The organism is Alkalibacterium sp. m-11 (assembly GCF_054658155.1).
Window position 1 is genome coordinate 1 of the sequence record NZ_BAAGIR010000006.1, and the last position, 23003, is coordinate 23003.

Consider the following 23003-nt stretch of genomic DNA (forward strand, 5'->3'; position numbering starts at 1 on the left):
TTTCTGATATAATTTGATTCATAAGAAGACCTCTTTCTCTAGCGTTGTCGTTATCTCTAGATTAAGGGTCTTCTTTCTTTTTGTCTAGGTCGAATTTCCCCTCTTCCGACATTAATTTTACACATAGTACAAGGGAGTCACCGGTGTCCTCGTTAATCCATGCTGTGTTGACCTGTAAAATATGCTAGAATGATTAGGAGAAAAGGTGAGGAGATATGCAATGAAAGAGTGGAAAATAGAACAGCTGACACATTCTTATGGAATCAAGACATTATTTGACGACCTGTCATTTTCTATCCGAGAAGCACAGAGGGTGGGGCTCATCGGAGTCAACGGGACCGGAAAGACAAGTCTGCTCAGAATTGTAGCAGGAGAATTAAAACCTGACAGCGGGCTTATATCAAAACCAGGGGAGTATGAGATCGGCTACCTCAGTCAGAAATCGGAACTTGATGAAGAGAAAACTTTGTTTGAGACAGTATTTGATGGAGATTCACCAGTCGTGCAGGCCGCAAGACACTATGAAGAGGTCCTTCAGAAACTGTCAGACGATCCCCTGAATCCTAAAACTCAGCAGGCATTCACAGAAGCTGAAAAACGGATGAATCAGGAAGATGCCTGGACAGTCAGCTCCAGAGCTAAATCAATTCTTAACCAGTTAGGGTTGTCAGACAGTACAAAAAAAGTTGGTACTTTATCAGGTGGACAGAAAAAAAGAGCAGCCCTAGCTCAAGTTCTTATTCAGGAACCGGATCTGCTGATTCTTGATGAGCCAACGAACCATCTCGATTTTCAGATGATCAAATGGCTCGAGGATTACCTTGCGGGTTATAGAGGGGCTTTACTGATGGTTACCCATGACCGGTACTTTCTTGACCGGGTTTCTAATGAGATACTTGAGCTTGAGAACGGAAAGATACAGTCTTATTCGGGAAATTACCAGCAGTACGTGCAGTTAAAAGCTGAGCGGGAAGAAACTGAAGCCAAGATGGCTCACAAACAGAAACAGCTGTATAAACAGGAACTGGCTTGGATGCGCGCAGGTGTACGGGCTCGAGGGACTAAGCAGGAAGCCAGAAAAGAACGGTTTGCTGGTATTGAAAAACAAGTCAAAAGTCAGGTCACTAAATCTGACCTTGAACTGAATTTATCAGGATCCAGATTAGGCAAAAAGGTGCTGGAACTTGAGAACGCGACTAAACGTATGGGTGATTTAACGATACTGGATCAGTTCAACTTGCTTGTTCAGCAGACAGATAGGATAGGAATCACTGGTGTAAATGGCGCGGGTAAAACAACTTTTTTGAATATCCTTGCACAGGAAACAGAACTGGACTCAGGAGAACTCATAATAGGAGATACAGTAAAAATAGGCTACTACAGGCAGTTGAATGAAGCATTTGATGAAGACAAGCGTGTTATAACTTACTTGAGAGAAATTGCTGAGGAAGTAAAACTTGCCGATGGTACCAGCGTCAGTGTGTCTCAACTGCTTGAAAGATTTCTTTTTGACCGTTCAATGCACGGCTCGCCTATCAATAAACTGTCAGGTGGGGAGAAGCGACGCTTATATCTGCTCAAAATCCTAATGCAGCAGCCGAATGTCCTGATTCTGGATGAGCCGACAAATGATCTGGATGTTCAGACGCTGACTATTCTAGAAGAGTACATCAGTCAGTTCTCCGGTGCTGTGATTGCCGTTTCCCATGACCGGTACTTTATTGATAAAATTGCCAGTAAGCTGCTGATTTTTAACGGCAATGGAAGGATCGAAGAAAGTTACGCAACATTAACTGAGTACCTGGAACAGACTAGAGAAATAAAGGAAGAAAAGCCCACAGTCATTAAGAACAAAACTGCACCTGAAAAGAGAAAAGAACCGAAAGAAAAGACGTCACTGACTTATATGGAGAAAAAAGAGTGGGAGTCCATAGAAAGTGACATTGAGCAGCTGGAAATGGAACTTGAAGCCATTCAGGAAGAAATTAGTCATGTGGTATCAGATCACGTCAAGCTGAGTGAATTAACTGATAAGCAGACTGAATTAAGTGGACAGCTTGCCGAAAAATATGAACGATGGGAATATCTCGCACAATACGTATAGAGGAGAGAGTAAAGTGGAACAGGAATACCTTGATTTAGCTAAGAGAATTATAAACGAAGGATCAGTAAGGGAAGACAGAACAGGTACAGGAACACGTTCAGTTTTTGGACACCAGATGAGGTTCGACCTTCAAAAAGGGTTTCCACTTCTGACAACAAAGCGCGTGTTCTTCAAGCTGATAAAAAGTGAACTGCTATGGTTCTTAAAAGGCGATACAAACATCCGGTTTCTTCTGGAAAACAACAATCATATCTGGGACGAATGGGCTTTCGAACGCTTTGTTAAGAGCGAAGATTATAATGGTCCAGACATGACTGACTTCGGTATCAGAAGTCAGAAGGATCCGGAGTTTAAAATACAATACGATAATGAAATGGCACAGTTCAGAGAAAAAGTCCTGACGGATGATTCATTTGCAGAAAAGTACGGGTCATTAGGGAATGTTTACGGTGCTCAGTGGCGGGCGTGGAAAACAGCCGATGGCGGGTTTATTGATCAGATCAAAGAAGTGATTGAGTCTATTAAAACTAATCCTAATTCAAGAAGACACATAGTGTCAGCGTGGAATCCTGAAGAAGTCCCAACGATGGCTCTGCCTCCTTGCCACACACTTTTCCAGTTTTACGTGCAGGATAACAAACTGAGCTGTCAGCTCTATCAGAGAAGTGGAGATGTCTTTTTAGGTGTACCATTCAATATTGCCAGCTATGCTCTACTTACTCACCTCATAGCTCAGGAAACGGGCCTGGAAGTCGGAGATTTTGTGCACACTTTAGGAGATGCTCATTTGTATCTGAATCATATGGAGCAGATTAATGAACAGTTATCCAGAGACGTCCGGGATTTTCCAACTCTTGAACTCAATAAAGAAAAAAGTATCTTTGATTTTGAAATGGATGATATTAAAGTGAAAGACTATCATCCACATAAATCAATCAAAGCACCAATAGCGGTATAAGAGAACATTGTTGCGTGTTACAACTTATAAGTTGTAACACGCAAATATATAACAGGAGGACTGACATGATAACATTTGTATGGGCAGAAGACGAAAACGGGCTGATAGGCAAGGATGGGCAGCTCCCATGGTCGTTGCCGGCAGATATGGCCTTCTTCAAGAAGGTCACTTTGACAGGTAACGTGGCTATGGGACGTAAAACTTTAGACAGTATTCCGAATCCTCCTTTAAAAGAGCGAATCAATTATGTGATGACACGCAATTCAGATTTTCAAATGGAAGGTGTAGTTGTCACACACTCAAAAGAAGAGCTGCTGGATGTGGCTGCGACTGACAAGCCTCTCCATATAATCGGAGGCGTGTCACTTTTTGAGGCCTTCGTAGGAGAAGTCGATAGACTTTACCGGACAGTGATCCACGAGTCATTTGAGGGCGATACTTACATTCCAGAAATTGATTACAGTAAGTTTAAGCTGATTGAAGAGGTAGACGGAACTGTAGATGAGAAGAACCGTCATCCACACACATTTCAGATTTTTGAACGGATAAAAGACTGATTCCTGCTACGAGCATTTATCTGATATAAAAAAAGTCACACCGACTGATCGGGGTGTGACTTTTTCTGTATCTAGAAAAATTACTTACTGTGCAGAGTATTGAATTTAGCTTGAGATTGTCTTAAGTGTAAAGATAAATTGAAAAGAACATGCATACAGTTCCTGTCAGTACGAACAGATGCCAGACAACATGCATATATTTAACATGTTTCAGTCTGTAGAACAGTGCACCGACTGTAAAGGAAACTCCTCCAGCCATTAACCAGATGAATCCTCTAGTGCCAAGTCCCTGGTACAAGTAGTTGAGGAAAAATAAAGAGATCCAACCCATTGCAATATACAACCAGACTGAAAGACCTTGGAATTTTTTGAACCAGACCGTTTTATATACAACACCCAGCAAGGCAATCAGCCATATGACTGATGTCAGTATTGCTCCAAGCCTTCCTCCGATCGTAATCAGAGTATAAGGTGTGTATGTTCCGGCAATGAGCAGAAAAATACTGCAGTGATCGATCACTCGAAAGACTTTTCTTGCTCGAGTAAACGTAAGACTGTGATAAAGCGTACTGGACAAGTACAGCAGGATCAGTGTAGATCCGTAAACAGTATAGGATGTCACTTCAACTGCACCGCCATATTCCAGCCCTTTCTGAACAAGAAACACTAGACCGACAATACTCAAAATTACTCCTATTCCATGAGTAATTGCGTTCAGTACTTCATTAAATACCAGATATTTTTTTGAAAATACTGGGTGATCTGTAAAATTTGACATAGACGCCTCCTTTGTCTCTCACATTCTGTACGACCAATCAAATATTTGGTATACTACTTTAGAAAGACTACTTCTATCTTGTAGTCGGAATTATAACATATTTACAGCACTCAGTTAAATGAAATAACACAACTGAAATTAAAATGCTCGAAAGGAGACAGCAAGTGGCAGAATCACGTGGAAATAGAAATAGAGGAACAAACGGATGGATGTGGGCCTTCCTTATTCTGCTGGGTATCATCATCTCATTAAGCATTTGGATTATTGTTGGTCTGCAACCGTCCAATTCAGACTATACAGGAGAACAAGCTGGAGACTTGACAGTAATCGAAGACAGTTTGAGCTTCGAAGTTGTAACAGATAAAAATCAACTTAATCGGGTCATCAATCTTTATCTGGAAGAAGAGCTGGATGAACAGTTTGCCGGGTACAATGTAGTGATTGATGAGGATGTACAGTTGAGCGGGGCTCTCCAAGTCTTCGGTTTTGATGTAGACTTTTTATTGAGAATGGACCCTTATGTTGTCGATGACGGCAATTTACAGCTTAGGGCAACTTCGATACAATTAGGGTCATTCGATTTACCTATTGGGATCGCAATGAATGTTCTCGGCCAGCAGCTTGATCTTCCTCAATGGATAAGAGTAGATAGTGAGCAGCAGATGATTCTGGTAGCATTGAACGAGTTTCAGCTCGAAAATGACCTTCAGTTCGCTATGCAGCGTATCGATCTGCAGGAAGATGATATCAGATTGAATATTATTTTGCCTGAAGAGGCTGTAAGATGATATACTGATAATCATTTATCATGATGTGTGAAAGGATTGAATACGATGGAAAAAGCTTTACTAGCTGGGGGATGTTTCTGGTGCATGGTCCAGCCTTTTGAAGAAATGGAAGGTATACTGAATGTAGAGTCCGGATATACTGGCGGCCATGTCGAAAATCCAACTTATGAAGAAGTGAAAAGCCAGAAGACAGGGCATACTGAAGCTGTACTGATCGAGTATGATGAAAAACGTGTGTCGTTTGACGATCTGCTGGAGATGTACTGGCAGCAGACTGATCCTACCGATGCTATGGGTCAGTTCATGGACCGCGGGGACAGTTACCGACCGGTTATCTTCTATTATAATGAAGCGCAGGAAAAAGCTGCACGGGACTCAAAAAGACGTCTGGAAGACAGCGGAAAGTATAAAGATCCTATTGTGACTGAAATTGAACAGGCACAGACGTTTTATCGGGCGGAAGATGAGCATCAGCAGTTTTACAAAAAGAATCCAAGGTTATATGCAGAAGAAAAAAGACAGCGCCAGGAATGGGTCAACGACAGAAAACAGGTGGGCACTGAATGAGACGCTCATTTTATCATTTTGTCAAAACGCTGGCAGATCCTTACAAAAAAGATGACTTCACGCTGTTCGCCAATGCCGTTTCCAGAGATGGCACATTTCCCAAGCAATCTGAGGATTATGACGAGCTGTCAGACTACCTTGAGTTGAATGCAGACTACGTGGAGTCAATGACCTTGTTCGATGAAGTATTTCAGGAATATAGAGAAACAAACAGATAGGAAACTATAACAGTCAAAGGAGAATTTATCATGAGTACACATATTGGAGCAAAACAGGGAGACATTGCTAAAACAGTTTTAATGCCGGGGGATCCGCTTCGTGCTAAATACATCGCGGAAACATTCCTGGAAGATGTTAAGCAGTATAATGCCGTCAGAAATGCGTTTGGTTATACTGGAACCTACAAAGGCCAGGAGATATCTGTTCAGGGAACCGGTATGGGCATCCCTTCCGTTATGATTTACGGTGAAGAACTGATTCAGGAATACGGTGTGGAGAATCTGATTCGTGTCGGATCAGCTGGCGGGATGAAAAAAGAAATCAAGATCCGTGACGTCGTACTCGCACAGGCAGCGACTACAGATTCCAGTCTACACCGTCAGATATTCAATAATCAGGTCGACTTTGCACCGATCGCAGATTTCGATCTGCTTAAACACGCCTACGATATCGGAATGGATAAAAACATGAGTATCCGTGTCGGTAATGTGTTGAGTGCTGACCGTTTCTATAATGCTGAACTGGACAAGCAGAAGCTTGCTGACTATGGTGTGCTGGCAGTTGAAATGGAAGCAGCAGGACTCTACTCATTGGCCGCTAAGTACAATAAGAGAGCTCTCGCATTACTGACTATTAGTGATCACCTTCTGACAGGTGAAGAAACAACTGCAGAAGAAAGACAGACAACCTTTAACGACATGATGATTATTGCACTGGAGGCTGCTTTAAGAATGGAAGCACAAGCTAACTAAGCTATAAGAAAAGGGGACTCTCATGCAACATGAACCTGATTCACAAAAAGAGACAAGAAAAGTCAGTTTATCTTTATATATCGGATCACTTATAATCGTACTCGTTGTTGCTATAGCAAGTACTGCTCTTGGGCTGAGCTATTTCGGAGATGCAGCTGAGGAAAACGATCATTCAGAAACTGAAACGGTACTTGATTTTACTGATGAAGAGACCACACAGCCGGTAGATTTTCAGCCTATCGAAGAAATGTATTCTATACTCATGACTCAGCATCTTGAAGAAATAGACTCACAGACGTTGATAGAAGGCGCACTGGAAGGCATGGCTGATGCTGTAGGTGATCCATATACAGAATATCTTGACGCAGTAGAAGCGACTTCAATGGATGAGGATATTCAAGGCTCCTTTGAAGGAATTGGAGCTGAAGTCATGAAGGAAGGCGAATACGTGCGTATCGTTTCCCCGATTGCCGGTTCCCCTGCTGAAGAAGCAGGCTTGATGCCGAATGACTATATTGTTGAGGTCGATAATGAGTCGGTCGCAGATTTAAATATCAATGAAGCTGTCTCTCTTATAAGAGGGCCACAGGGGTCTGAAGTCGAGCTTCTCATTTTACGGGGAGAAAACATGTTCAACATCACACTGACGAGAGATTCGATCCCTGTTGAGTCAGTCCGGTACGAACTGGACGAAGACAATCCGACCATTGGTTACGTGCACATTACCAATTTCAATTTGTCTACCTACGAAGAGCTGGTCGAAGCGATTGAAGAGCTTAAGGACCAGGGCGCAGAACAGTTCATATTCGACGTCCGCGGGAATCCAGGTGGACTGCTGAACTCAGCTATTCGCATCTCTAATATCTTTGTTGAAGATGGAGAACCGATCATGCAGTCTCAGGGAAGAGATGAAGAACCCTTCATTTACGTGGCAGATTCGGGAGAATACGGTGACTTTAAATTTGATCAGCAGGCCGTTCTGCTCATAGATGGAGGAAGCGCCAGTGCTTCAGAGATTCTAGCTGGAGCGATGAGTCAGTCTGCTGATATTCCTCTTATCGGAACACCTACCTTTGGAAAAGGAACGATTCAGAACATCCTTCCTCTGTCAGGCGATGGAGAAGTGAAGTTCACTGCCGGCCGCTGGCTGACAGCTGATGGTGACTGGGTCACTGAAGAACCGATTCAGCCGGATATTGAAGTGGAAATGCCTGAATATCAGAGTTTCCTGTTCATCAATCCTGAAGAAACGTATCAGGTAGGAGATGTTTCTGAAGAAATCGAAAACATCAACGGCATTCTTGATGCACTGGGTTATGATATCGGGGAAGTGGATAATTCCTTTGATACTGAGACTCAGGCTGCTGTTAAATCTTTCCAGGAAGAAAACGATCTGGATGCTGACGGCGTTGTATCCGGTACGACAGCTAGTGTTCTTATCGAGGCACTTCGCGAACTGATCAATGAGAACGACACACAATATGATAGAGCTGTAGACTTTTTATTAAATAATGAATAAAATCTATAGAGGAAGAAAGTAACGTGTGGAAGTTAATCACCTTATTTTCTTTCTCTATCTTTTTTAGTGTAGAATAGAGCTACAGAGTGAAAACACGAAGAAAGCAGGGATGACTGTGAGCGACACATCATTTGAACCTCGCAACGAACGGCATAATACAGGCAGAAACAGAAAAAAAAGTTACAAAAAGAAAAGTTTTGCCCAGGAGTTAGTCAGTACATTCTTATATATTATCGTCATTACAGGAATTTTTGTTGCTATTCGAACCTTCCTGTTCGCGCCGGTAAGTGTAGAAGGGGACTCTATGAATCCGACACTTGAGCATGAAGACAGACTTCTCCTCAACAAAGTCTCCAGTGTCGACCGGTTCGATATTGTTGTTTTTCCAGCTCCCGAAGACCCGGATAAACAATATATTAAACGTGTGATCGGTATTCCCGGAGATGAAATCTCTTACCGAGATCAGGTCCTTTATCTTAACAGCAGACCGGTGGAGGAGGCTTACGTTGACTTATCACAGGAAAGTGATGAGGTTGCGGCTTATTATAATAGTGACTTCAGCCTTCAGACGCTTGAAGGCGTTGAAAGAGTTCCTGAGGGATCGTTCTTCGTTATGGGGGATAATCGGGTCAACTCTAAGGACAGTCGCTCCTTTGGCTTTATCGATATCGATTCTGTCATAGGAGAAACAAGTTTACGGATCTGGCCGATCGACCGCATCGGTGGTCTGGATTGAGCAATGGTATGAAAGAGGATTGATAATGTGGTAATACAGTGGTACCCCGGCCATATGGCCAAAGCAAAAAGAGAATTTACTGAAAAACTGAAGATGGTCGATATTGTCTTCGAACTCGTCGATGCTCGTATCCCTTATTCAAGCAAGAACCCTGATATAAAAGAGATGATCGGAGACAAGCCTCACGTTATGGTCCTGATGAAGAGCGATCTGGCTGATCCTAAGCGAACAGCTGAATGGATCAGGTACTATGATGAGCAGGGTATCCCTGCTGTTTCGATCAACGCGCAGCAGGGACAGGGTCTAAAAGAAGTGATGCAGCTGGCTAAGAAAGTACTGCAGCCTTTCTTCGATAAACGTGAGCAGAAAGGTCTGAAAATGCGAGCGATTCGTGCAGTCTGTGTAGGAATTCCAAATGTAGGAAAATCGACGCTTATCAACCGCTTTGCACGCAAGAATATTGCCAGAACTGGTAATAAGCCTGGTGTGACTAAAGCACAACAGTGGATCAAATACGGAAAAGAACTGGAACTTCTTGATACACCAGGTATTCTCTGGCCGAAGTTCGAAGATCAGGAAGTCGGCAAGCGTCTGGCTGTTACAGGAGCAATCAAGGATACGCTTCTTCACCTGGATGATATTGCTATATATGCTATGGAATATCTGAGAGATAATTATCCAGGAGCTCTTGCTGCTCGGTATAAGCTTGATGAAGACCTTGAGACGAGTGAATCGATGCCGGAGCTGCTCATGACAATCTCTCATAAACGTGGATTTCGAGATGATTATGACCGGGCATCAAAAACAGTCATATACGAAATACGAAACGGACAGTTAGGACGGTTTACTTTTGAACGACCATCAGATATCAAAGAAAAAACAGACGATTAAAGAAATCAAGGACATGCTGGCTAGCAGCAGGACTCTTTCAGATGAAGCACTGACTGCACTTGAAGCTGATGAGCGAGCTGGTGTGAAGCAGGCTGTCAGAAGCTGGAAACGCCAGGCAGCGAAACAGGCAGAGCTTTTAACTCAGTTTGAGACCATGCAGGCATTTGAAAACCGTGCCTATGAACAGGGTGCTTCTTATATTGCCGGTGTGGATGAAGTAGGTCGAGGCCCTCTGGCAGGACCCGTTGTATCTGCAGCAGTTATTCTCCCGCCGTCACCCGAGCTGATCGGAATCAATGATTCCAAGCAGCTTAGTTTGAAGGAGAGAGAGTACTGGGTAAGTAAAATCAGAGAACAGGCTCTGGCAATTAGTTATTCGGTTGTTCCAGCAGAAGACATCGATCGTCTGAATATTTATCAGGCCACCCGTGTATCGATGACCCGTGCTGTCACAGACTTGTCGATCAGGCCGGATCATCTGCTTATTGATGCAATGCAGCTCGATCTGCCTATTGCTCAGGAGAAGATCATAAAGGGAGATGCCAGAAGCATTTCGATTGCTGCGGCGTCGATTATCGCAAAAGTGACTCGAGATGAGCTGATGTCAGATTATGATACAATTTATCCAGGTTACGGATTCGGTAAAAATGCTGGATACGGAACTAAACAGCACTTGGAAGGTCTTGAAAAATATGGGCCAACGCCTATTCATAGGCGCTCATTCAAGCCCGTCAGTACCTATTTTTAAGTTATTCCAACTTTTTTCATGAGTTTTTATCTATTTCATCAATGAGATAGATAGAAACTTTTTTTATTGGAGGAAGATAAATGATAATTGATCCGAAAGACCGTCTGTTATTCAGTCTGGCACATTGCCCATTTCTCACCTTGTCAGAGAAATGGCAGCTGGCAGCTGAAAGGATACCGGAACTGAATAAATTTGAATGGGTAGGGAAGAAAAGACGGATGGTGTCAGAGAACAAACGAGCTTCATTTTTGCGTTATGACAGGGATTTGCCTATAATGCAACTAAATGACCGCTATAAAGCCTCATCGGTTTATTTACTCTCTATATTATCATCCGACTATCCCCATAATCTAAAAGAGATCTTTGACCCGCCACTTGTCATTTTCTGTAAAGGGGACAGATCACTCCTAACCGGTAGATTACTTGGAATAGTAGGAGCTAGAGACAGTACGGCTTATGCTTCAAGAGTTCTCGAGATACTGATTCCCGACTTAAGCAAGGCTGGAATCACTGTCGTCAGTGGCCTCGCAAAAGGTGTGGACGCTGCTGCACACAGTTTGACTATGACAGCCAACGGAAAAACGGTCGGCGTTGTGGGAACAGGGTTGGATCGCGCTTATCCTGCAACTAACCGGACAGTACAGAAGAAGATGGGAGAAGAGCAGCTGGTGATCAGTGAGTATCCGTTCGGCACGCCTCCCAGGAAACACCATTTTCCGGCACGTAACCGTATTATATCCGGGCTCTCCAGAGGAATTCTCGTAGTTGAAGCGAAAAGTAGAAGTGGTAGTCTGATCACTGCACGACTGGCCCTTGAAGAGGGAAGGGATGTGTTTGCAGTGCCCGGATCTGTACTGAGTGAGCTGTCTGTCGGATGCAATGAGCTGATCAGAAGTGGAGCTATTTCCTGTCTAAAAAGTTCAGATATTTTAGAAGAGTGGGACAATTATTAGTGAAAATAATTACAATTTTTAATATTCTAAGTTGACAAATCCATTTAAGATGACATATGATGGTAAACGATTCTTTGATTGTGAAGACACTAAGTCGTGCAGTTACTTGAATACCTTGTAAAAATGGAACACAAAAGGGAGGAGCCATCAGTATGGCTTTCAAATATCTGGTGATCGTCGAATCACCTGCTAAAGCAAAAACTATAGAAAAATATTTAGGACGAAATTATAAAGTCGTTGCCAGTTTAGGGCATATACGCGATCTGCCGAAAAGTAGGATGGGTGTCGATTTCGAGAATGACTACCAGCCGGACTACATCACGATTCGCGGAAAAGGACCGGTTATCAAGGACCTGAAGAAGCACGCTAAAAAAGCGGAAAAAGTCTTTCTCGCAGCCGACCCGGACCGCGAAGGTGAAGCGATTGCCTGGCATCTGAGTTTTCTGCTGGACTTGAATAATGAAGAGAAAAATAGAGTGGTATTTAACGAGATCACTAAAGATGCCGTGAAGAATGCTCTGAAGAACCCACGTCATCTGGATGAAAACCTGATTGACTCTCAACAGGCCAGACGTGTCCTTGACCGGATCGTAGGATACCACATCAGCCCTCTTCTATGGAAGAAAGTCAAACGTGGACTGAGTGCCGGGCGTGTCCAGTCGGTTGCTCTGAAAATGATCTGTGACCGTGAAAAGGAAATTAAAGATTTCAAACCTGAAGAATACTGGTCTCTGGAAGCCAATTTTTTGAAGAAAAGAAGTAAATTCAAGGCCAATTACTACGGCTTGAATGGTAAAAAAGCAGATCTACCGAATAATGAGGCAGTCCAGGCTGTACTTGAAAAAATAGACCAGTCCGGTGAGTTCGACGTCAAAAAAGTCGTCAGAAAAGAACGCCGACGTAACCCGCATCCTGCTTTTACAACCAGTAGTCTCCAGCAGGAAGCTGCCGGCAAGATCAATTTCAGGACTCGTAAAACGATGATGGTCGCCCAGCAGCTGTATGAAGGAATCTCTTTAGGGAGAGGCGGAGCTGTCGGTCTGATCACATATATGCGTACAGATTCAACTCGTCTGTCAGAAACAGCAAAAGCTGAAGCCAATGAACTGATCGTCAGTGAGTTCGGAGAAGAATATGCGGCGTCCAAGCCGAAAAAACAGCAGAATAAAAGTGGGGCTCAGGATGCGCACGAAGCGATCCGTCCAACTAGTGCCTCAAGAAAACCTGAAGACATCAAGCAGTATTTAAGTAAAGACCAGTATAAGCTGTATCAGCTGATCTGGTCCAGATTTATTGCCAGTCAGATGAAACCTGCTGTTTACGATACGATGCGTGTCGATATCGAGCAGAATGACGTCATGTTCCGTGCGAATGGATCAAAAGTGAAATTCAAAGGGTATCAGATGGTCTACTCTGAGAGCAAGAAAGAAAAAGACAACATGCTGCCGGAACTGGAGGAAGGCGATTCAGTTAAACTGGACTCTCTGGAGCCGAATCAACACTTCACTCAGCCGCCTGCACGCTACAGTGAAGCGACACTGATCAAGACCCTGGAAGAAAACGGAGTGGGCAGACCGTCCACCTATGCACCGACACTTGAAACGATTCAGCGCAGATATTATGTCACGTTGAAGAACAAACGATTCGAACCGACTGAATTAGGCAATATTGTCAATCAGATCATCGGAGAATTTTTCCCTAATATTGTGGACGTCAACTTTACAGCTGATATGGAGAAAGACCTGGATGCCGTCGAGGAAGGGAAAAAGGAATGGATCGAAGTCATTGATCAGTTCTATCGTCCGTTTAAAGAAGAAGTCACTCATGCAGAAAAAGAGCTGGAAGAAGTTGAAATCGAAGACGAGCCAGCCGGGTTTGACTGCGAAAAATGCGGCTCGCCAATGGTCATAAAAATGGGACGTTACGGCAAGTTCTATGCCTGCTCGAATTTCCCTGACTGCCGCAACACGAAACCGATTGTGAAAAAACTGGGTGTTACTTGTCCGAAGTGTAAAAAAGGTGAAGTAGTTGAACGTAAATCCAAGAAGAGCCGAATTTTCTATGGCTGCGAACACTACCCTGATTGTGACTTCACGTCATGGGATAAACCCATCGGTCGTGACTGTCCGAAATGTGACCACTATCTTGTTGAAAAGAACACCAGGAAGCAAAGTCAGGTCAAATGTTCAAATTGTGATTACGAAGAAGCCCCGCAGAAATAAATAGATAAACTCACCTATTTAAGGCCGTTCAGATCTGATATCAGATCCTGAGCGGTCTTTTTATCAATTAAATATGCTTATCTGGAGTAATTATCCGACGTATGAGAGGGACATCTGAATCTAAACAAAGGCGTTAGAGCTTCATGCGCATTGGCCCACAATGTGTTAAAATAGGGATAGCGGAGGGTGAAGAGACATGACAAAAAAATGGCTGAATCTGTTTTCAGATTACTTGAACAATGAAAGACACTATTCGGAACATACTAATCAGGCTTATATCGATGACATTAAAGCATTTACTGTCTTCCTAAATGAAACAGGTGAAGCGGACCTTCTAGCTGTAGAACTGTCGGATGCCCGGATTTATTTGAGCTACCTGACAGACAGAAAATACTCGAGAGCTTCCATTTCACGTAAGATCTCCAGTCTTCGCGCATTTTATCAGTTTCTTTTAAATAACGAAATTGTCAGTGACAATCCCTTCTCATATCTACACGTGAAGAAAAGGGGATCCAGACTGCCGACCTTTTTCTATGAGAAGGAAATGGATGCGCTCTTCAAGGCTGCAGAAGGAGATACACCACTTGACTACAGGAATCAGGCGCTTCTGGAACTGCTGTATGGAACGGGGATTCGTGTCAGTGAATGTCAGGGGATTCAAGTAGATGACGTGGACTTCACCATGGGCATGCTCTTTGTTAAAGGAAAAGGAAACAGAGAACGCTATATCCCATTTGGACATTATGCCGGTGAAGCAATGAAAGCCTATCTGGTCAGTGGACGTGAGGTACTGATGACCCGGTACAATAAAACACATGATCATCTTTTCGTCAATCATCATGGTGAGCCGATTACACAAAACGGGATTCATTTTGTCCTGACCCAGCTGATTAAGGAAAGCAGTCTGACGAACAAAATTTCCCCGCACATGCTGAGGCATACCTTTGCTACTCATCTGCTCAACAATGGAGCGGATATTCGAACTGTACAGGAGCTTCTGGGGCATAAAAGTCTGTCGTCTACTCAAGTGTATACGCATGTAACGACTGAACACCTACAGAAAGATTACAATGCCTTCCATCCTAGAGCCTGATGAATCATTCTTATAAAATGGCTTACCTAATCAGACAGGTTAGACCTTTCAGCATCTTGCTCTTTACAATGGAAAGAAAAGGTTATACATTGGTTAGTGGAACGACGAGAAATCAAAAAGTAAAGAAAGATAAATACGGAGGTTTGAACATGACACAATTTCATGCAACAACGATTCTTGCAATCCAGCATAATGGTGAATGCGCAATGGCTGGAGATGGTCAAGTCACAATGGGTGAACAAGTTGTGATGAAAGGCAAAGCACGTAAAGTTCGAAAAATTTATAACAACGAAGTTCTCGTTGGATTTGCAGGCAGTGTGGCAGATGCCTTTACTCTTGAAGAAAAGTTCGAGGGCTATCTGAATCAGTATAATGGTCACCTGATGCGTGCTGCTGTTGAACTGGCACAGGAGTGGCGTACAGACAAGATGATGAAGAATCTTGAAGCTCTTCTTATTGTCATGAACAAAGAACAGATGCTGCTTATTTCAGGTAATGGAGAAGTAATCCAGCCTGACGATGGCATTCTAGGAATTGGTTCAGGAGGGAACTTTGCCCTTTCAGCTGCTCGTGCACTGAAAAAATACGGCGATGGTCTGTCTGCTGAAACGATTGCCAAAGACAGCCTGACTATTGCAGCAGATATCTGCGTTTATACCAACCATAATATCGTAACGGAAAAACTGTAAGGAGACGGACAATATGAGAACAAGAAAAGATTTGACCCCTAGAGAAATCGTAAGTCGCCTGGATGAATACATCGTCGGACAGAATGATGCTAAAAAAGCCGTAGCTGTTGCCCTGCGTAATCGCTACCGTCGCCTGAAGCTGGATGACGACATGCAGAAAGAAATCACCCCTAAAAATATTCTGATGATCGGTGCTACCGGTATAGGTAAAACTGAAATTGCCAGACGTCTGGCTGCGATTGTGGATGCACCGTTTATCAAAGTTGAAGCGACTAAGTTTACAGAAGTGGGTTATATTGGCCGCGACGTCGAATCCATGGTTCGCGACCTGACTGAATCTGCCGTTCAGCTTGTCAAAGAGGAATACCGCAAGAATGTTAAAGGACGTGCTGAAAAAAGAGCAATTGACCGTGTTGCTAAAGTATTGGCACCGGGCATCAAGAAAGAAAAGAGTGCGTATGACAATAATCCTCTTGCCGGCATGTTCAGAGGTATGGGCATGGACCCTAACCAGTTTCCTCATAACCAGGAAGACGAAGAGGAAACCGTCACTTCAGAAATCTCTTCCAAACGTGATGAATTGAAGGAACAGATTTCTAGAGGAATGCTGGATAGCCGTGAAGTAGAGATCAAGATCGAAGAAAAGAAAAAAACGCCTAACAATCCAATGAGTGCACCGATGGAATCCATGGGTATCGACTTATCTGAGACATTTGGAGCACTTACACCAACGAAGAAAGTCAAGCGTAAGGTGACAGTGAAGGAAGCAGTGAAGATCTTCACTGAAGAAGAAGCGGACAAGCTGATCAATCAGGAAGACATTAATGCAGACGCGGTTCACCTGACAGAAAACAGCGGTATCATCTTTATTGATGAGATCGACAAAATCACGTCCAAAGGTCAGCAGAACAGTGGTCAGGTATCGAGAGAAGGCGTACAGCGAGACATCCTTCCAATCGTTGAAGGATCAAGTGTCCGTACAAAATTTGGAACAGTTAACACTGACCATATCCTCTTCATCGGTTCTGGTGCTTTCCACTTGTCCAAGCCAAGTGATTTGATTCCTGAGCTTCAGGGACGTTTCCCGATCCGTGTCGAACTGAACGACTTGACGGCTGATGATTTCGTCAAAATCCTGACAGAACCACAGAATGCGCTAGTCAATCAGTACCGGGAACTTTTGGGAACTGAAAATATCGAAGTTGTCTTCACGATGGATGCGATCGAAAAGATTGCCCACATCGCTTTTGAAGTCAACGAGTCGACAGAAAATATCGGTGCCAGACGTCTGCATACGATTTTAGAACGTCTGCTGGAAGATCTGCTCTTTGAATCCCCTGATATGAGCATGGGCGAAGTCAAGATCACTGAGAAATATGTAGAAGATAAAATCGGCCACATTGTAGAAGACAGAGATCTCAGCCGTTACATTCTGTAAATTGGCCGAAGAAAAGTGGGGGACAGATGAGGGATAAGTCAGTTGATGGGCTATCTAAAAAAGAACTGATCGACCAGATCGACTCACAGGCGATCTTTATTCAGGAATTGCTGAAAGAAAAAGAGGCGGAAGTTCGGCTGGATTATCCCTGGAGAGGAAACCTGGGGCACTGGTACTGGAATGTTCAGACCAATGAAGTCATGTTTAACCCGCTTAAGGCACAGGCTCTGGGATACACCAAGGAGGAACTGCCAGTAAAGGTTCCTTATGATTTTTTTACCAGCCGACTGCATCCCGAAGACTATGACCGGATTATGGAACAAATGTCCGACCATCTCAAAGGGCTTACGCCGGTATACGAAGTGGAATACCGGATCCAGGCCAAAGATGGCAGCTGGAAATGGTACTACGATAGGGGAAAAGTGACCAGAAGACTAACGGACGGGTCCCCACTCTTTGCGTCGGGGATCGTGTTTGACATCACGCACAGGAAAGAAAAAGAAGGAAACCTTGAAGATCTGGCAGCTACTTTGATTCAGCTGATGGACCAGGATGACTTGACAGGCATCTGTAACCGACGGTCGATTATGGGACAGCTTAAGGCGCAAATGTCCTTGAGTGGCATAAATAAGAAGTCTCTAGTAGCTGCCATGGTCGATATCGATGACTTTAAGCAAGTCAATGATAATAAAGGTCATGTCTTTGGGGACTATGTTCTTAAGGAAACGGCCAGGACGCTGCAAGACAGCTTGTCAGACCAAGGAGTGGCCGGCCGTTACGGAGGAGAAGAGTTTCTTCTGATTCTTCCTAACTGTTCTGTAGAAGAAGCAAAGCTAAATGGCTGCCGCCTGGCAGTGATTCACAATGAATTTCTGATGAATGAAGCTGTTTCAGTCAGTATAGGGTTTACGCTTTATGAAAGCGGGCAGACGGTTGAAGAATTGGTTACATGCTCAGACCGTAATTTATACCGGGCCAAGGCTCAAGGCAAAAATTGCGTAGCGGGCCCTTTTCTAGATCCAGTCCACTAAACTGGATAGCGGGGTCAGAAATTCTGATCCGCATTAGCTCCTTTATCTTATAGAAGAATATAAAGAAAGCCGGCAGGAATATTTATTCCTGCCGGCTTTCTTTATTTCTTTTCCGGATATATGACCCGATTAGCTGCCTGAACGGTTCCGTCCAAATGGCACACGATTTTCTTCACCTTTTCTTATCCGCTCAATATTTGACCGGTGGCGGACCAGGACCAGTACCATGGCTGTCCATATGATCACTGCAAAGATTAAATCACCTAAAAACAGAGAAGCCAAAGCGGCAATCACTGCTGTGATGATACTGGCCAGACTGACCATGCTGGATGTATATAAAATGCTTCCCCATATGATCAATAACCCTAAAGCGAGTAAAGGCTGAGCGCCGAGCACAATTCCGGCGCTTGTAGCGACGGCTTTCCCACCTTTAAAACCGGCAAATATCGGATATACATGCCCGATTACAGCAAAGATACCAGCAATCATCGGATGAAGGGAAAGACCGAACCAGACAGGCAGAAAGGCTGCAACCGTACCTTTGGCTATGTCCAGAATCAATACAACCGTCCCGGCATTTTTCCCAAGCACTCTAAACGTGTTGGTCGTTCCGGAGCTTCCGCTACCGTGCTGTCTGATATCGGTCTGAAAAAAAAGCTGGCCTACCCACACCCCTGATGGGATCGAACCCAGCAGATAGGCCATAATGATTACAATAATTTCCGTCAACTTATTTCCTCCTTAGCTGATGCACTCCACTATTAACCAGTTTACCATGATTTTTACTGATGTGAACAGGTAGGAACTGTTTTTTATAATTCTATGAATTTAATGAGGCAAAATAAGGAGACGTATGTTATTTGTTCACAATCTATGCTATACTTTTTTTAATTGATAATCTTTCTCAATACGGACGAACGCATAAGAGTAGGAGTTTTTCACATGTCATTTATTCATATCAATAATCTGACCAAACGCTTCGAGGGGAACCTGGCTCCTGCGGTCGATCAGATCAGTTTCAGTATAAATAAAGGAGAAATCGTTTCTTTGCTTGGGCCAAGTGGATGCGGTAAAACTACCGCGCTGAGAATGATTGCCGGCTTTGAAAACCCTTCTGGGGGTACGATTCAGGTCGATCAGAGGTATATCGTGTCTGAGTCCGACGTGACACCTGCAGAAAAACGGGGGATCGGCATGGTTTTCCAGGAACATGCTTTGTTTCCTCATATGACTGTGGCTAAAAATATCATGTTCGGTCTGAAGAACATGAGAAGAAGTCAGAAAATTAAACGGGTCAATGAAATGCTTGAACTGGTCGAACTGGAAGACTATGCGGATATGATTCCGTCCAGACTGTCAGGAGGTCAGCAGCAGCGTGTAGCGATCGCACGGGCGCTTGCACCTAAGCCACACGTTATTCTTCTTGATGAGCCCTTCAGTAATATTGATGCCAGTCTGAGAGAAAAAATGCGGTTCGATATTTCTTCGATTCTCAAGAAGGCTAATGCGACCGCAATCATTGTCACCCATGATCAAAAAGACGCCTTTGCCGTCGCTGATAAGATCGTAGTCATGAAAGATGGAACGATCCAGCAAGTTTCCACGCCGAAAGAACTATATCGCTGTCCTTCCAACTGCTTTGTCGCTCAGTTCGTCGGGAAAACCAATCTCCTTCAGGGTGTGGTCAGTAAAGACGGCCAGAGTATAAACACTAGTGTTGGAACGTTTGATCAGCTGGAAGGGATCCTTCAGCCGGCTCTGTCTAAGGTGATGCTGTCTATTCGTCCTGAAAACATCGCGGTGTCTGAAACGGGCAGGTACAGCGGTTGTGTTGATCGGATTGTCTATGGGGGCGATTCTCAGGAGATCCATCTGACAGCGGAAGGTCATAGTAGCTTGGCTCCGACACCCTTGCTCATTAATGCACCGATAAGCTTTGATATAGAGGTTAATGAACAGGTAAGGTTTGATATATCAAGTAAAGACATTACCGTTATCGAATAATAATGAACATTGACTTGTGAATAGACAAACAAAAGATTGACGTGCTCAAATGTTTCGAGTATCATTTTAATTGAGATTGATAATCGTTCTCAATTAAAATGATAAGGTGGTCATGATTTATGAATAACTCAATGTTTAAGCTTTTATTTGCAGGTGCGTCATTAACTGTACTGGCGGGTTGTCAAAGTGAAGGAGCAACGGATGGAGAGGCTCAGGAACTCGTTGTCTATTCCTCCCGAAACGAGATTTTTGTTGGAGATCTGCTGGATAAATTTGAAGAGGACACGGGTATAGAAGTGAGTGCCCTGCACGGTATCGAACCGCTTCAAATCATGGAAGAGAGCGGAAATGTCCAGGCAGACGTCTTTATTTCAAATGACATTGGATCTATGGAATATTTAGCAAGAGAAGACCTGCTGCGTCCGACAGAGCCTGAAAATGTGGAGTCCATCGAAGCAGCCTATCGTGCAGAAAACAATGAATGGATTGCTTTATCTTCCAGAGCGCGTGGATTTATTTACAACAAGGACATGATTGACGAAGCGGATGTACCGAGTCGGATGGAAGATTTGCTGGAAAATGACTATTCAGATGTTTCGAATGGTTTTGCAATCACTCGGGGCGGAAATGGTGGCATGATTTCCAATGTATCTGCCTTAAGACACGAATGGGGCGATGAGAGAACACGGGATTGGGTCGATGCTATCCAGGAAAATGCAGCAGGTATCTTTGAGGGGCACGGAGACATTAGAAGAGCTGTTGGTGAAGGGGTTCATGCCTTTGGCTTGGTTAACAACTACTATTATCACCAGCAACTGATGGAACCTACCGCTAACAACGTCGGTTTCGTATATACGGACCAAGGTGAAGGCGAAATGGGTGCCATTGTCAATGCAGCGGGTGTAGGCCTTTTGGAGAACAGCCCAAATCCGGAAGCGGCTGACATCTTCCTTGACTGGTTGATGGAAGAGGAAAATCAGCTGGCCTTTGTCGGTGAATCGCTTGAAGTTCCGATGAACAGAGACCTCGAGCCTCCATTTGAGCAAGCAGTCAGACTGGATGAGCTTCAGCTTCAGGATATGCGGCTTATGGAACTTGGAAACTACTTTGAAGATACACGCAACCTCATCGAAGATGCAGGTTTAGACTTGAATCTAAGATAATCAACCAGTAAGATTAAAGCTTATCAGGAAAAACAGTATGGGGCAGGTGGAAAAATGGCAGTTAGAAAAACAGCAGATGATCATAAAGGCCGCAAACTGACCTCTATGATCAGAAAATACAATCGTCATTTTTGGAACGGGAATGTACCTAATGTTTCGCTGCTGCTTGCTGCCATAAGTGTTGCCCTTGTGATGTCTATTCCGCTGATTTACGTTGTATACCAGTCCTTGACGGCAGGAAGGGCGAGCTGGCTCAGACTTATCGGTACGCGCATACCCAATCTGCTCTGGAGGACGCTATCGCTAGCCACTTCAGTAACAATCGGCAGTATAGTTATCGGCGTAGGTCTGGCGTGGCTAATTACACGGACCGACCTGCCAGGCAGACGAATCTGGCGCTGGCTTCTGGCTGTTCCGCTTGTCATTCCACCTTACATTGGTGCAGTGGCGTACATCAATATCCTTGGGCCGAGAGGCATGCTTTTCAGGTTGCTGGCTAGGCTTGGAAGCGACCAGCTGAATCTGTCCTACAACGTGTTCTCTTTTTCAGGAACTTTGCTAGTTATGACTTTGTTTACCTATCCTTATGTTTTTCTGATTACCAGTTCAGCTTTTAGAAAACTGAGTCAGACCTATGAAGAAGCAGGCAGGTCGATGGGGCGAGGAGCATTCTATATTTTTCTCAAAGTCAATTTACCGCTAATCCTACCGGCAGTGGGTGCCGGGGGGGTGCTGGCTTTCCTGTATGTGCTGGGCGACTTTGGTGCCGTCTCAATGATGCGCTACGTGACGTTTACTTCAGCCATATTCTTTCAGCGTGTCGGTTTTGATATCCCGTCAGCCGCTGTGCTGAGCTTGGTGCTGATTGCCTTGACTGTTCTCGTTCTGATCATTGAAAAAGCACTTCGCCGAAAAAAAGTGTTTTATCAGTCCAGTGGAACGGCTCGGGATGTACGCCTATTGAGATTAGGCTGGGGCAAGTATCCTGCATTGTTCTTTGTCGGTGGGATATTCTTCTTATCTGTATTTCTTCCAGTAGTGGTACTGATTTACTGGACAGTGATTGCGGCCGGTCAAGGTCTGATCAACAGCTCCTTTGCAGGCTACATGCTGAACAGCTTTACAATTGCCAGTTTTTCAGCCCTGTTCAGTATTATTCTTTCGGTGCCGATTTTATACCTTTATTCAAGAAATCCTTCACCAGTCAGTAACTTTATATACAAGTCCAGCTACACAGGCTACGCTTTACCTGGGGTGATTGTTGCACTTGGACTTGTGTCTCTTTTCAATAATCATATACCCGTGCTCTATCATACCGTTTTCTTGCTGATTATTGCTCAAGTGATCCGGTTTATGCCTCAGGCACTGCAATCAGGCGAAGCGGCAATCAATATGATTTCTCCTCGCATGGATGAGTCAGCTCGAAGCCTGGGTTATTCTACCTGGAAAGTCATCTTTTACGTCACGTTACCCTCTATGATGCCCGGTCTTCTGGCAGGCGGGGCTCTTGTTTTTGTCAACACGATTCGAGAGCTGCCCGCGACGCTTATGTTGAGACCGCCGGGTTTTGAAACGCTGGCTATCCGGGTCTACTATCATGCCTCAGAAGCTATGTATGCTCAGGCAGCCCCCGGGGCATTGCTGATCATAATCATATCCATCATTCCGCTGCACTTGTTACTGAAAAATTACTGAAACTATTATACAATCATACCTTTCTGCTGGGACAGTTGCATTTGCACACTGACTTCCATGCAGGGAGTGTATGATTTTTTTAAAAAAAAGGATCCTGG

Annotated in this window: 22 protein-coding genes; 20 read left to right on the forward strand and 2 right to left on the reverse strand. The window is 44.1% G+C overall.

All coding sequences use genetic code 11. The annotated features are described in order from the left end of the window. Positions 1-220 precede the first annotated feature (220 nt). The 3 genes from ACYQ2O_RS01390 to ACYQ2O_RS01400 all read left to right on the forward strand — a co-directional run bounded on the left by ACYQ2O_RS01390 (position 221) and on the right by ACYQ2O_RS01400 (position 3619). Positions 221-2104, forward strand: coding sequence for an ABC-F family ATP-binding cassette domain-containing protein (locus ACYQ2O_RS01390; RefSeq protein WP_346025418.1), 1884 nt, complete (start codon positions 221-223; stop codon positions 2102-2104). 13 nt (positions 2105-2117) lie between these two features. Continuing rightward, positions 2118-3062: a thymidylate synthase gene (locus ACYQ2O_RS01395; RefSeq protein WP_346025419.1), complete on the forward strand. Its 945-nt coding sequence runs from the start codon at positions 2118-2120 to the stop codon at positions 3060-3062. Between the two features lie 65 nt (positions 3063-3127). Next, a complete protein-coding gene (locus tag ACYQ2O_RS01400) occupies positions 3128-3619 on the forward strand; it encodes a dihydrofolate reductase (RefSeq protein ID WP_346025420.1) in 492 nt (163 codons plus the stop codon). A 121-nt stretch (positions 3620-3740) separates the two neighbouring features. Here the strand turns inward: ACYQ2O_RS01400 and trhA are convergent, their stop codons facing one another. Beyond that, positions 3741-4397: a PAQR family membrane homeostasis protein TrhA gene (gene trhA / locus ACYQ2O_RS01405; protein ID WP_346025421.1), complete on the reverse strand. Its 657-nt coding sequence runs from the start codon at positions 4395-4397 to the stop codon at positions 3741-3743. A 164-nt stretch (positions 4398-4561) separates the two neighbouring features. On the opposite strand from trhA, the gene ACYQ2O_RS01410 reads away from it, so the two are divergent. From ACYQ2O_RS01410 to ACYQ2O_RS01475, 14 genes are all read left to right on the forward strand, one after another. After that, positions 4562-5185, forward strand: a complete 624-nt coding sequence (locus ACYQ2O_RS01410) for a YpmS family protein (protein ID WP_346025422.1) — start codon at positions 4562-4564, stop codon at positions 5183-5185. Between the two features lie 45 nt (positions 5186-5230). Next, positions 5231-5752, forward strand: a complete 522-nt coding sequence (gene msrA / locus ACYQ2O_RS01415; RefSeq protein ID WP_346025456.1) for a peptide-methionine (S)-S-oxide reductase MsrA — start codon at positions 5231-5233, stop codon at positions 5750-5752. Next, on the forward strand, positions 5749-5970 hold the full coding sequence (locus tag ACYQ2O_RS01420) for a YozE family protein (RefSeq protein WP_346025423.1): 222 nt from the start codon (positions 5749-5751) through the stop codon (positions 5968-5970). Before msrA ends, ACYQ2O_RS01420 begins: the two co-directional genes overlap by 4 nt. A gap of 30 nt (positions 5971-6000) precedes the next feature. Then, a complete protein-coding gene (gene deoD / locus ACYQ2O_RS01425) occupies positions 6001-6723 on the forward strand; it encodes a purine-nucleoside phosphorylase (RefSeq protein WP_346025424.1) in 723 nt (240 codons plus the stop codon). 22 nt (positions 6724-6745) lie between these two features. Beyond that, positions 6746-8242, forward strand: a complete 1497-nt coding sequence (locus ACYQ2O_RS01430) for a S41 family peptidase (RefSeq protein ID WP_459795845.1) — start codon at positions 6746-6748, stop codon at positions 8240-8242. A gap of 115 nt (positions 8243-8357) precedes the next feature. Beyond that, positions 8358-8978: a signal peptidase I gene (lepB, locus tag ACYQ2O_RS01435; RefSeq protein ID WP_346025427.1), complete on the forward strand. Its 621-nt coding sequence runs from the start codon at positions 8358-8360 to the stop codon at positions 8976-8978. Positions 8979-9005: 27 nt separating this feature from the next. Next, positions 9006-9869 carry a ribosome biogenesis GTPase YlqF gene (gene ylqF, locus ACYQ2O_RS01440; RefSeq protein ID WP_346025428.1) on the forward strand — a complete coding sequence of 288 codons (864 nt, stop codon included), beginning with the start codon at positions 9006-9008 and terminating at the stop codon, positions 9867-9869. A gap of 13 nt (positions 9870-9882) precedes the next feature. Then, positions 9883-10617 (forward strand): ribonuclease HII, encoded by a 735-nt coding sequence (locus ACYQ2O_RS01445; RefSeq protein ID WP_091268170.1) that lies wholly within the window; start codon positions 9883-9885, stop codon positions 10615-10617. 80 nt (positions 10618-10697) lie between these two features. Continuing rightward, a complete protein-coding gene (gene dprA / locus ACYQ2O_RS01450; protein WP_346025429.1) occupies positions 10698-11570 on the forward strand; it encodes a DNA-processing protein DprA in 873 nt (290 codons plus the stop codon). Between the two features lie 152 nt (positions 11571-11722). Next, positions 11723-13792 carry a type I DNA topoisomerase gene (topA, locus tag ACYQ2O_RS01455; protein ID WP_346025430.1) on the forward strand — a complete coding sequence of 690 codons (2070 nt, stop codon included), beginning with the start codon at positions 11723-11725 and terminating at the stop codon, positions 13790-13792. Between the two features lie 196 nt (positions 13793-13988). Further along, positions 13989-14885 carry a tyrosine recombinase XerC gene (gene xerC / locus ACYQ2O_RS01460; protein WP_346025431.1) on the forward strand — a complete coding sequence of 299 codons (897 nt, stop codon included), beginning with the start codon at positions 13989-13991 and terminating at the stop codon, positions 14883-14885. Between the two features lie 149 nt (positions 14886-15034). Beyond that, entirely contained in the window at positions 15035-15574 is a 540-nt protein-coding gene (hslV, locus tag ACYQ2O_RS01465; protein WP_091268314.1) for an ATP-dependent protease subunit HslV, read from the forward strand. Between the two features lie 13 nt (positions 15575-15587). Continuing rightward, positions 15588-17012, forward strand: a complete 1425-nt coding sequence (gene hslU / locus ACYQ2O_RS01470; protein WP_346025432.1) for an ATP-dependent protease ATPase subunit HslU — start codon at positions 15588-15590, stop codon at positions 17010-17012. Between the two features lie 26 nt (positions 17013-17038). Then, positions 17039-18043: a sensor domain-containing diguanylate cyclase gene (locus ACYQ2O_RS01475; protein ID WP_346025433.1), complete on the forward strand. Its 1005-nt coding sequence runs from the start codon at positions 17039-17041 to the stop codon at positions 18041-18043. 129 nt (positions 18044-18172) lie between these two features. Here the strand turns inward: ACYQ2O_RS01475 and plsY are convergent, their stop codons facing one another. Continuing rightward, on the reverse strand, positions 18173-18772 hold the full coding sequence (gene plsY / locus ACYQ2O_RS01480) for a glycerol-3-phosphate 1-O-acyltransferase PlsY (protein ID WP_346025434.1): 600 nt from the start codon (positions 18770-18772) through the stop codon (positions 18173-18175). A gap of 213 nt (positions 18773-18985) precedes the next feature. Here plsY and ACYQ2O_RS01485 point away from each other — a divergent pair, with 213 nt between their 5' ends. The 3 genes from ACYQ2O_RS01485 to ACYQ2O_RS01495 all read left to right on the forward strand — a co-directional run bounded on the left by ACYQ2O_RS01485 (position 18986) and on the right by ACYQ2O_RS01495 (position 22905). Beyond that, a complete protein-coding gene (locus ACYQ2O_RS01485) occupies positions 18986-20047 on the forward strand; it encodes an ABC transporter ATP-binding protein (protein WP_346025435.1) in 1062 nt (353 codons plus the stop codon). Between the two features lie 119 nt (positions 20048-20166). Continuing rightward, the gene (locus tag ACYQ2O_RS01490) at positions 20167-21210 is read left to right on the forward strand and encodes an extracellular solute-binding protein (RefSeq protein ID WP_346025436.1); all 1044 of its coding nucleotides are present in this window, start codon (positions 20167-20169) and stop codon (positions 21208-21210) included. 54 nt (positions 21211-21264) lie between these two features. After that, positions 21265-22905, forward strand: coding sequence for an ABC transporter permease (locus ACYQ2O_RS01495; protein WP_346025437.1), 1641 nt, complete (start codon positions 21265-21267; stop codon positions 22903-22905). Positions 22906-23003 lie beyond the last annotated feature (98 nt).

What these genes read in the sequence shown, in the direction of transcription:
- ACYQ2O_RS01390 (WP_346025418.1), top strand. Translation starts at nt 221, where the DNA reads ATGAAAGAGTGGAAAATAGAACAGCTGACACATTCTTATGGAATCAAG.
- ACYQ2O_RS01400 (WP_346025420.1), top strand. Translation starts at nt 3,128, where the DNA reads ATGATAACATTTGTATGGGCAGAAGACGAAAACGGGCTGATAGGCAAG.
- trhA (WP_346025421.1), bottom strand. Translation starts at nt 4,397, where the DNA reads ATGTCAAATTTTACAGATCACCCAGTATTTTCAAAAAAATATCTGGTA.
- msrA (WP_346025456.1), top strand. Translation starts at nt 5,231, where the DNA reads ATGGAAAAAGCTTTACTAGCTGGGGGATGTTTCTGGTGCATGGTCCAG.
- ACYQ2O_RS01420 (WP_346025423.1), top strand. Translation starts at nt 5,749, where the DNA reads ATGAGACGCTCATTTTATCATTTTGTCAAAACGCTGGCAGATCCTTAC.
- deoD (WP_346025424.1), top strand. Translation starts at nt 6,001, where the DNA reads ATGAGTACACATATTGGAGCAAAACAGGGAGACATTGCTAAAACAGTT.
- ACYQ2O_RS01430 (WP_459795845.1), top strand. Translation starts at nt 6,746, where the DNA reads ATGCAACATGAACCTGATTCACAAAAAGAGACAAGAAAAGTCAGTTTA.
- ACYQ2O_RS01445 (WP_091268170.1), top strand. Translation starts at nt 9,883, where the DNA reads ATGCTGGCTAGCAGCAGGACTCTTTCAGATGAAGCACTGACTGCACTT.
- dprA (WP_346025429.1), top strand. Translation starts at nt 10,698, where the DNA reads ATGATAATTGATCCGAAAGACCGTCTGTTATTCAGTCTGGCACATTGC.
- topA (WP_346025430.1), top strand. Translation starts at nt 11,723, where the DNA reads ATGGCTTTCAAATATCTGGTGATCGTCGAATCACCTGCTAAAGCAAAA.
- xerC (WP_346025431.1), top strand. Translation starts at nt 13,989, where the DNA reads ATGACAAAAAAATGGCTGAATCTGTTTTCAGATTACTTGAACAATGAA.
- hslV (WP_091268314.1), top strand. Translation starts at nt 15,035, where the DNA reads ATGACACAATTTCATGCAACAACGATTCTTGCAATCCAGCATAATGGT.
- hslU (WP_346025432.1), top strand. Translation starts at nt 15,588, where the DNA reads ATGAGAACAAGAAAAGATTTGACCCCTAGAGAAATCGTAAGTCGCCTG.
- ACYQ2O_RS01475 (WP_346025433.1), top strand. Translation starts at nt 17,039, where the DNA reads ATGAGGGATAAGTCAGTTGATGGGCTATCTAAAAAAGAACTGATCGAC.
- ACYQ2O_RS01485 (WP_346025435.1), top strand. Translation starts at nt 18,986, where the DNA reads ATGTCATTTATTCATATCAATAATCTGACCAAACGCTTCGAGGGGAAC.
- ACYQ2O_RS01490 (WP_346025436.1), top strand. Translation starts at nt 20,167, where the DNA reads ATGAATAACTCAATGTTTAAGCTTTTATTTGCAGGTGCGTCATTAACT.
- ACYQ2O_RS01495 (WP_346025437.1), top strand. Translation starts at nt 21,265, where the DNA reads ATGGCAGTTAGAAAAACAGCAGATGATCATAAAGGCCGCAAACTGACC.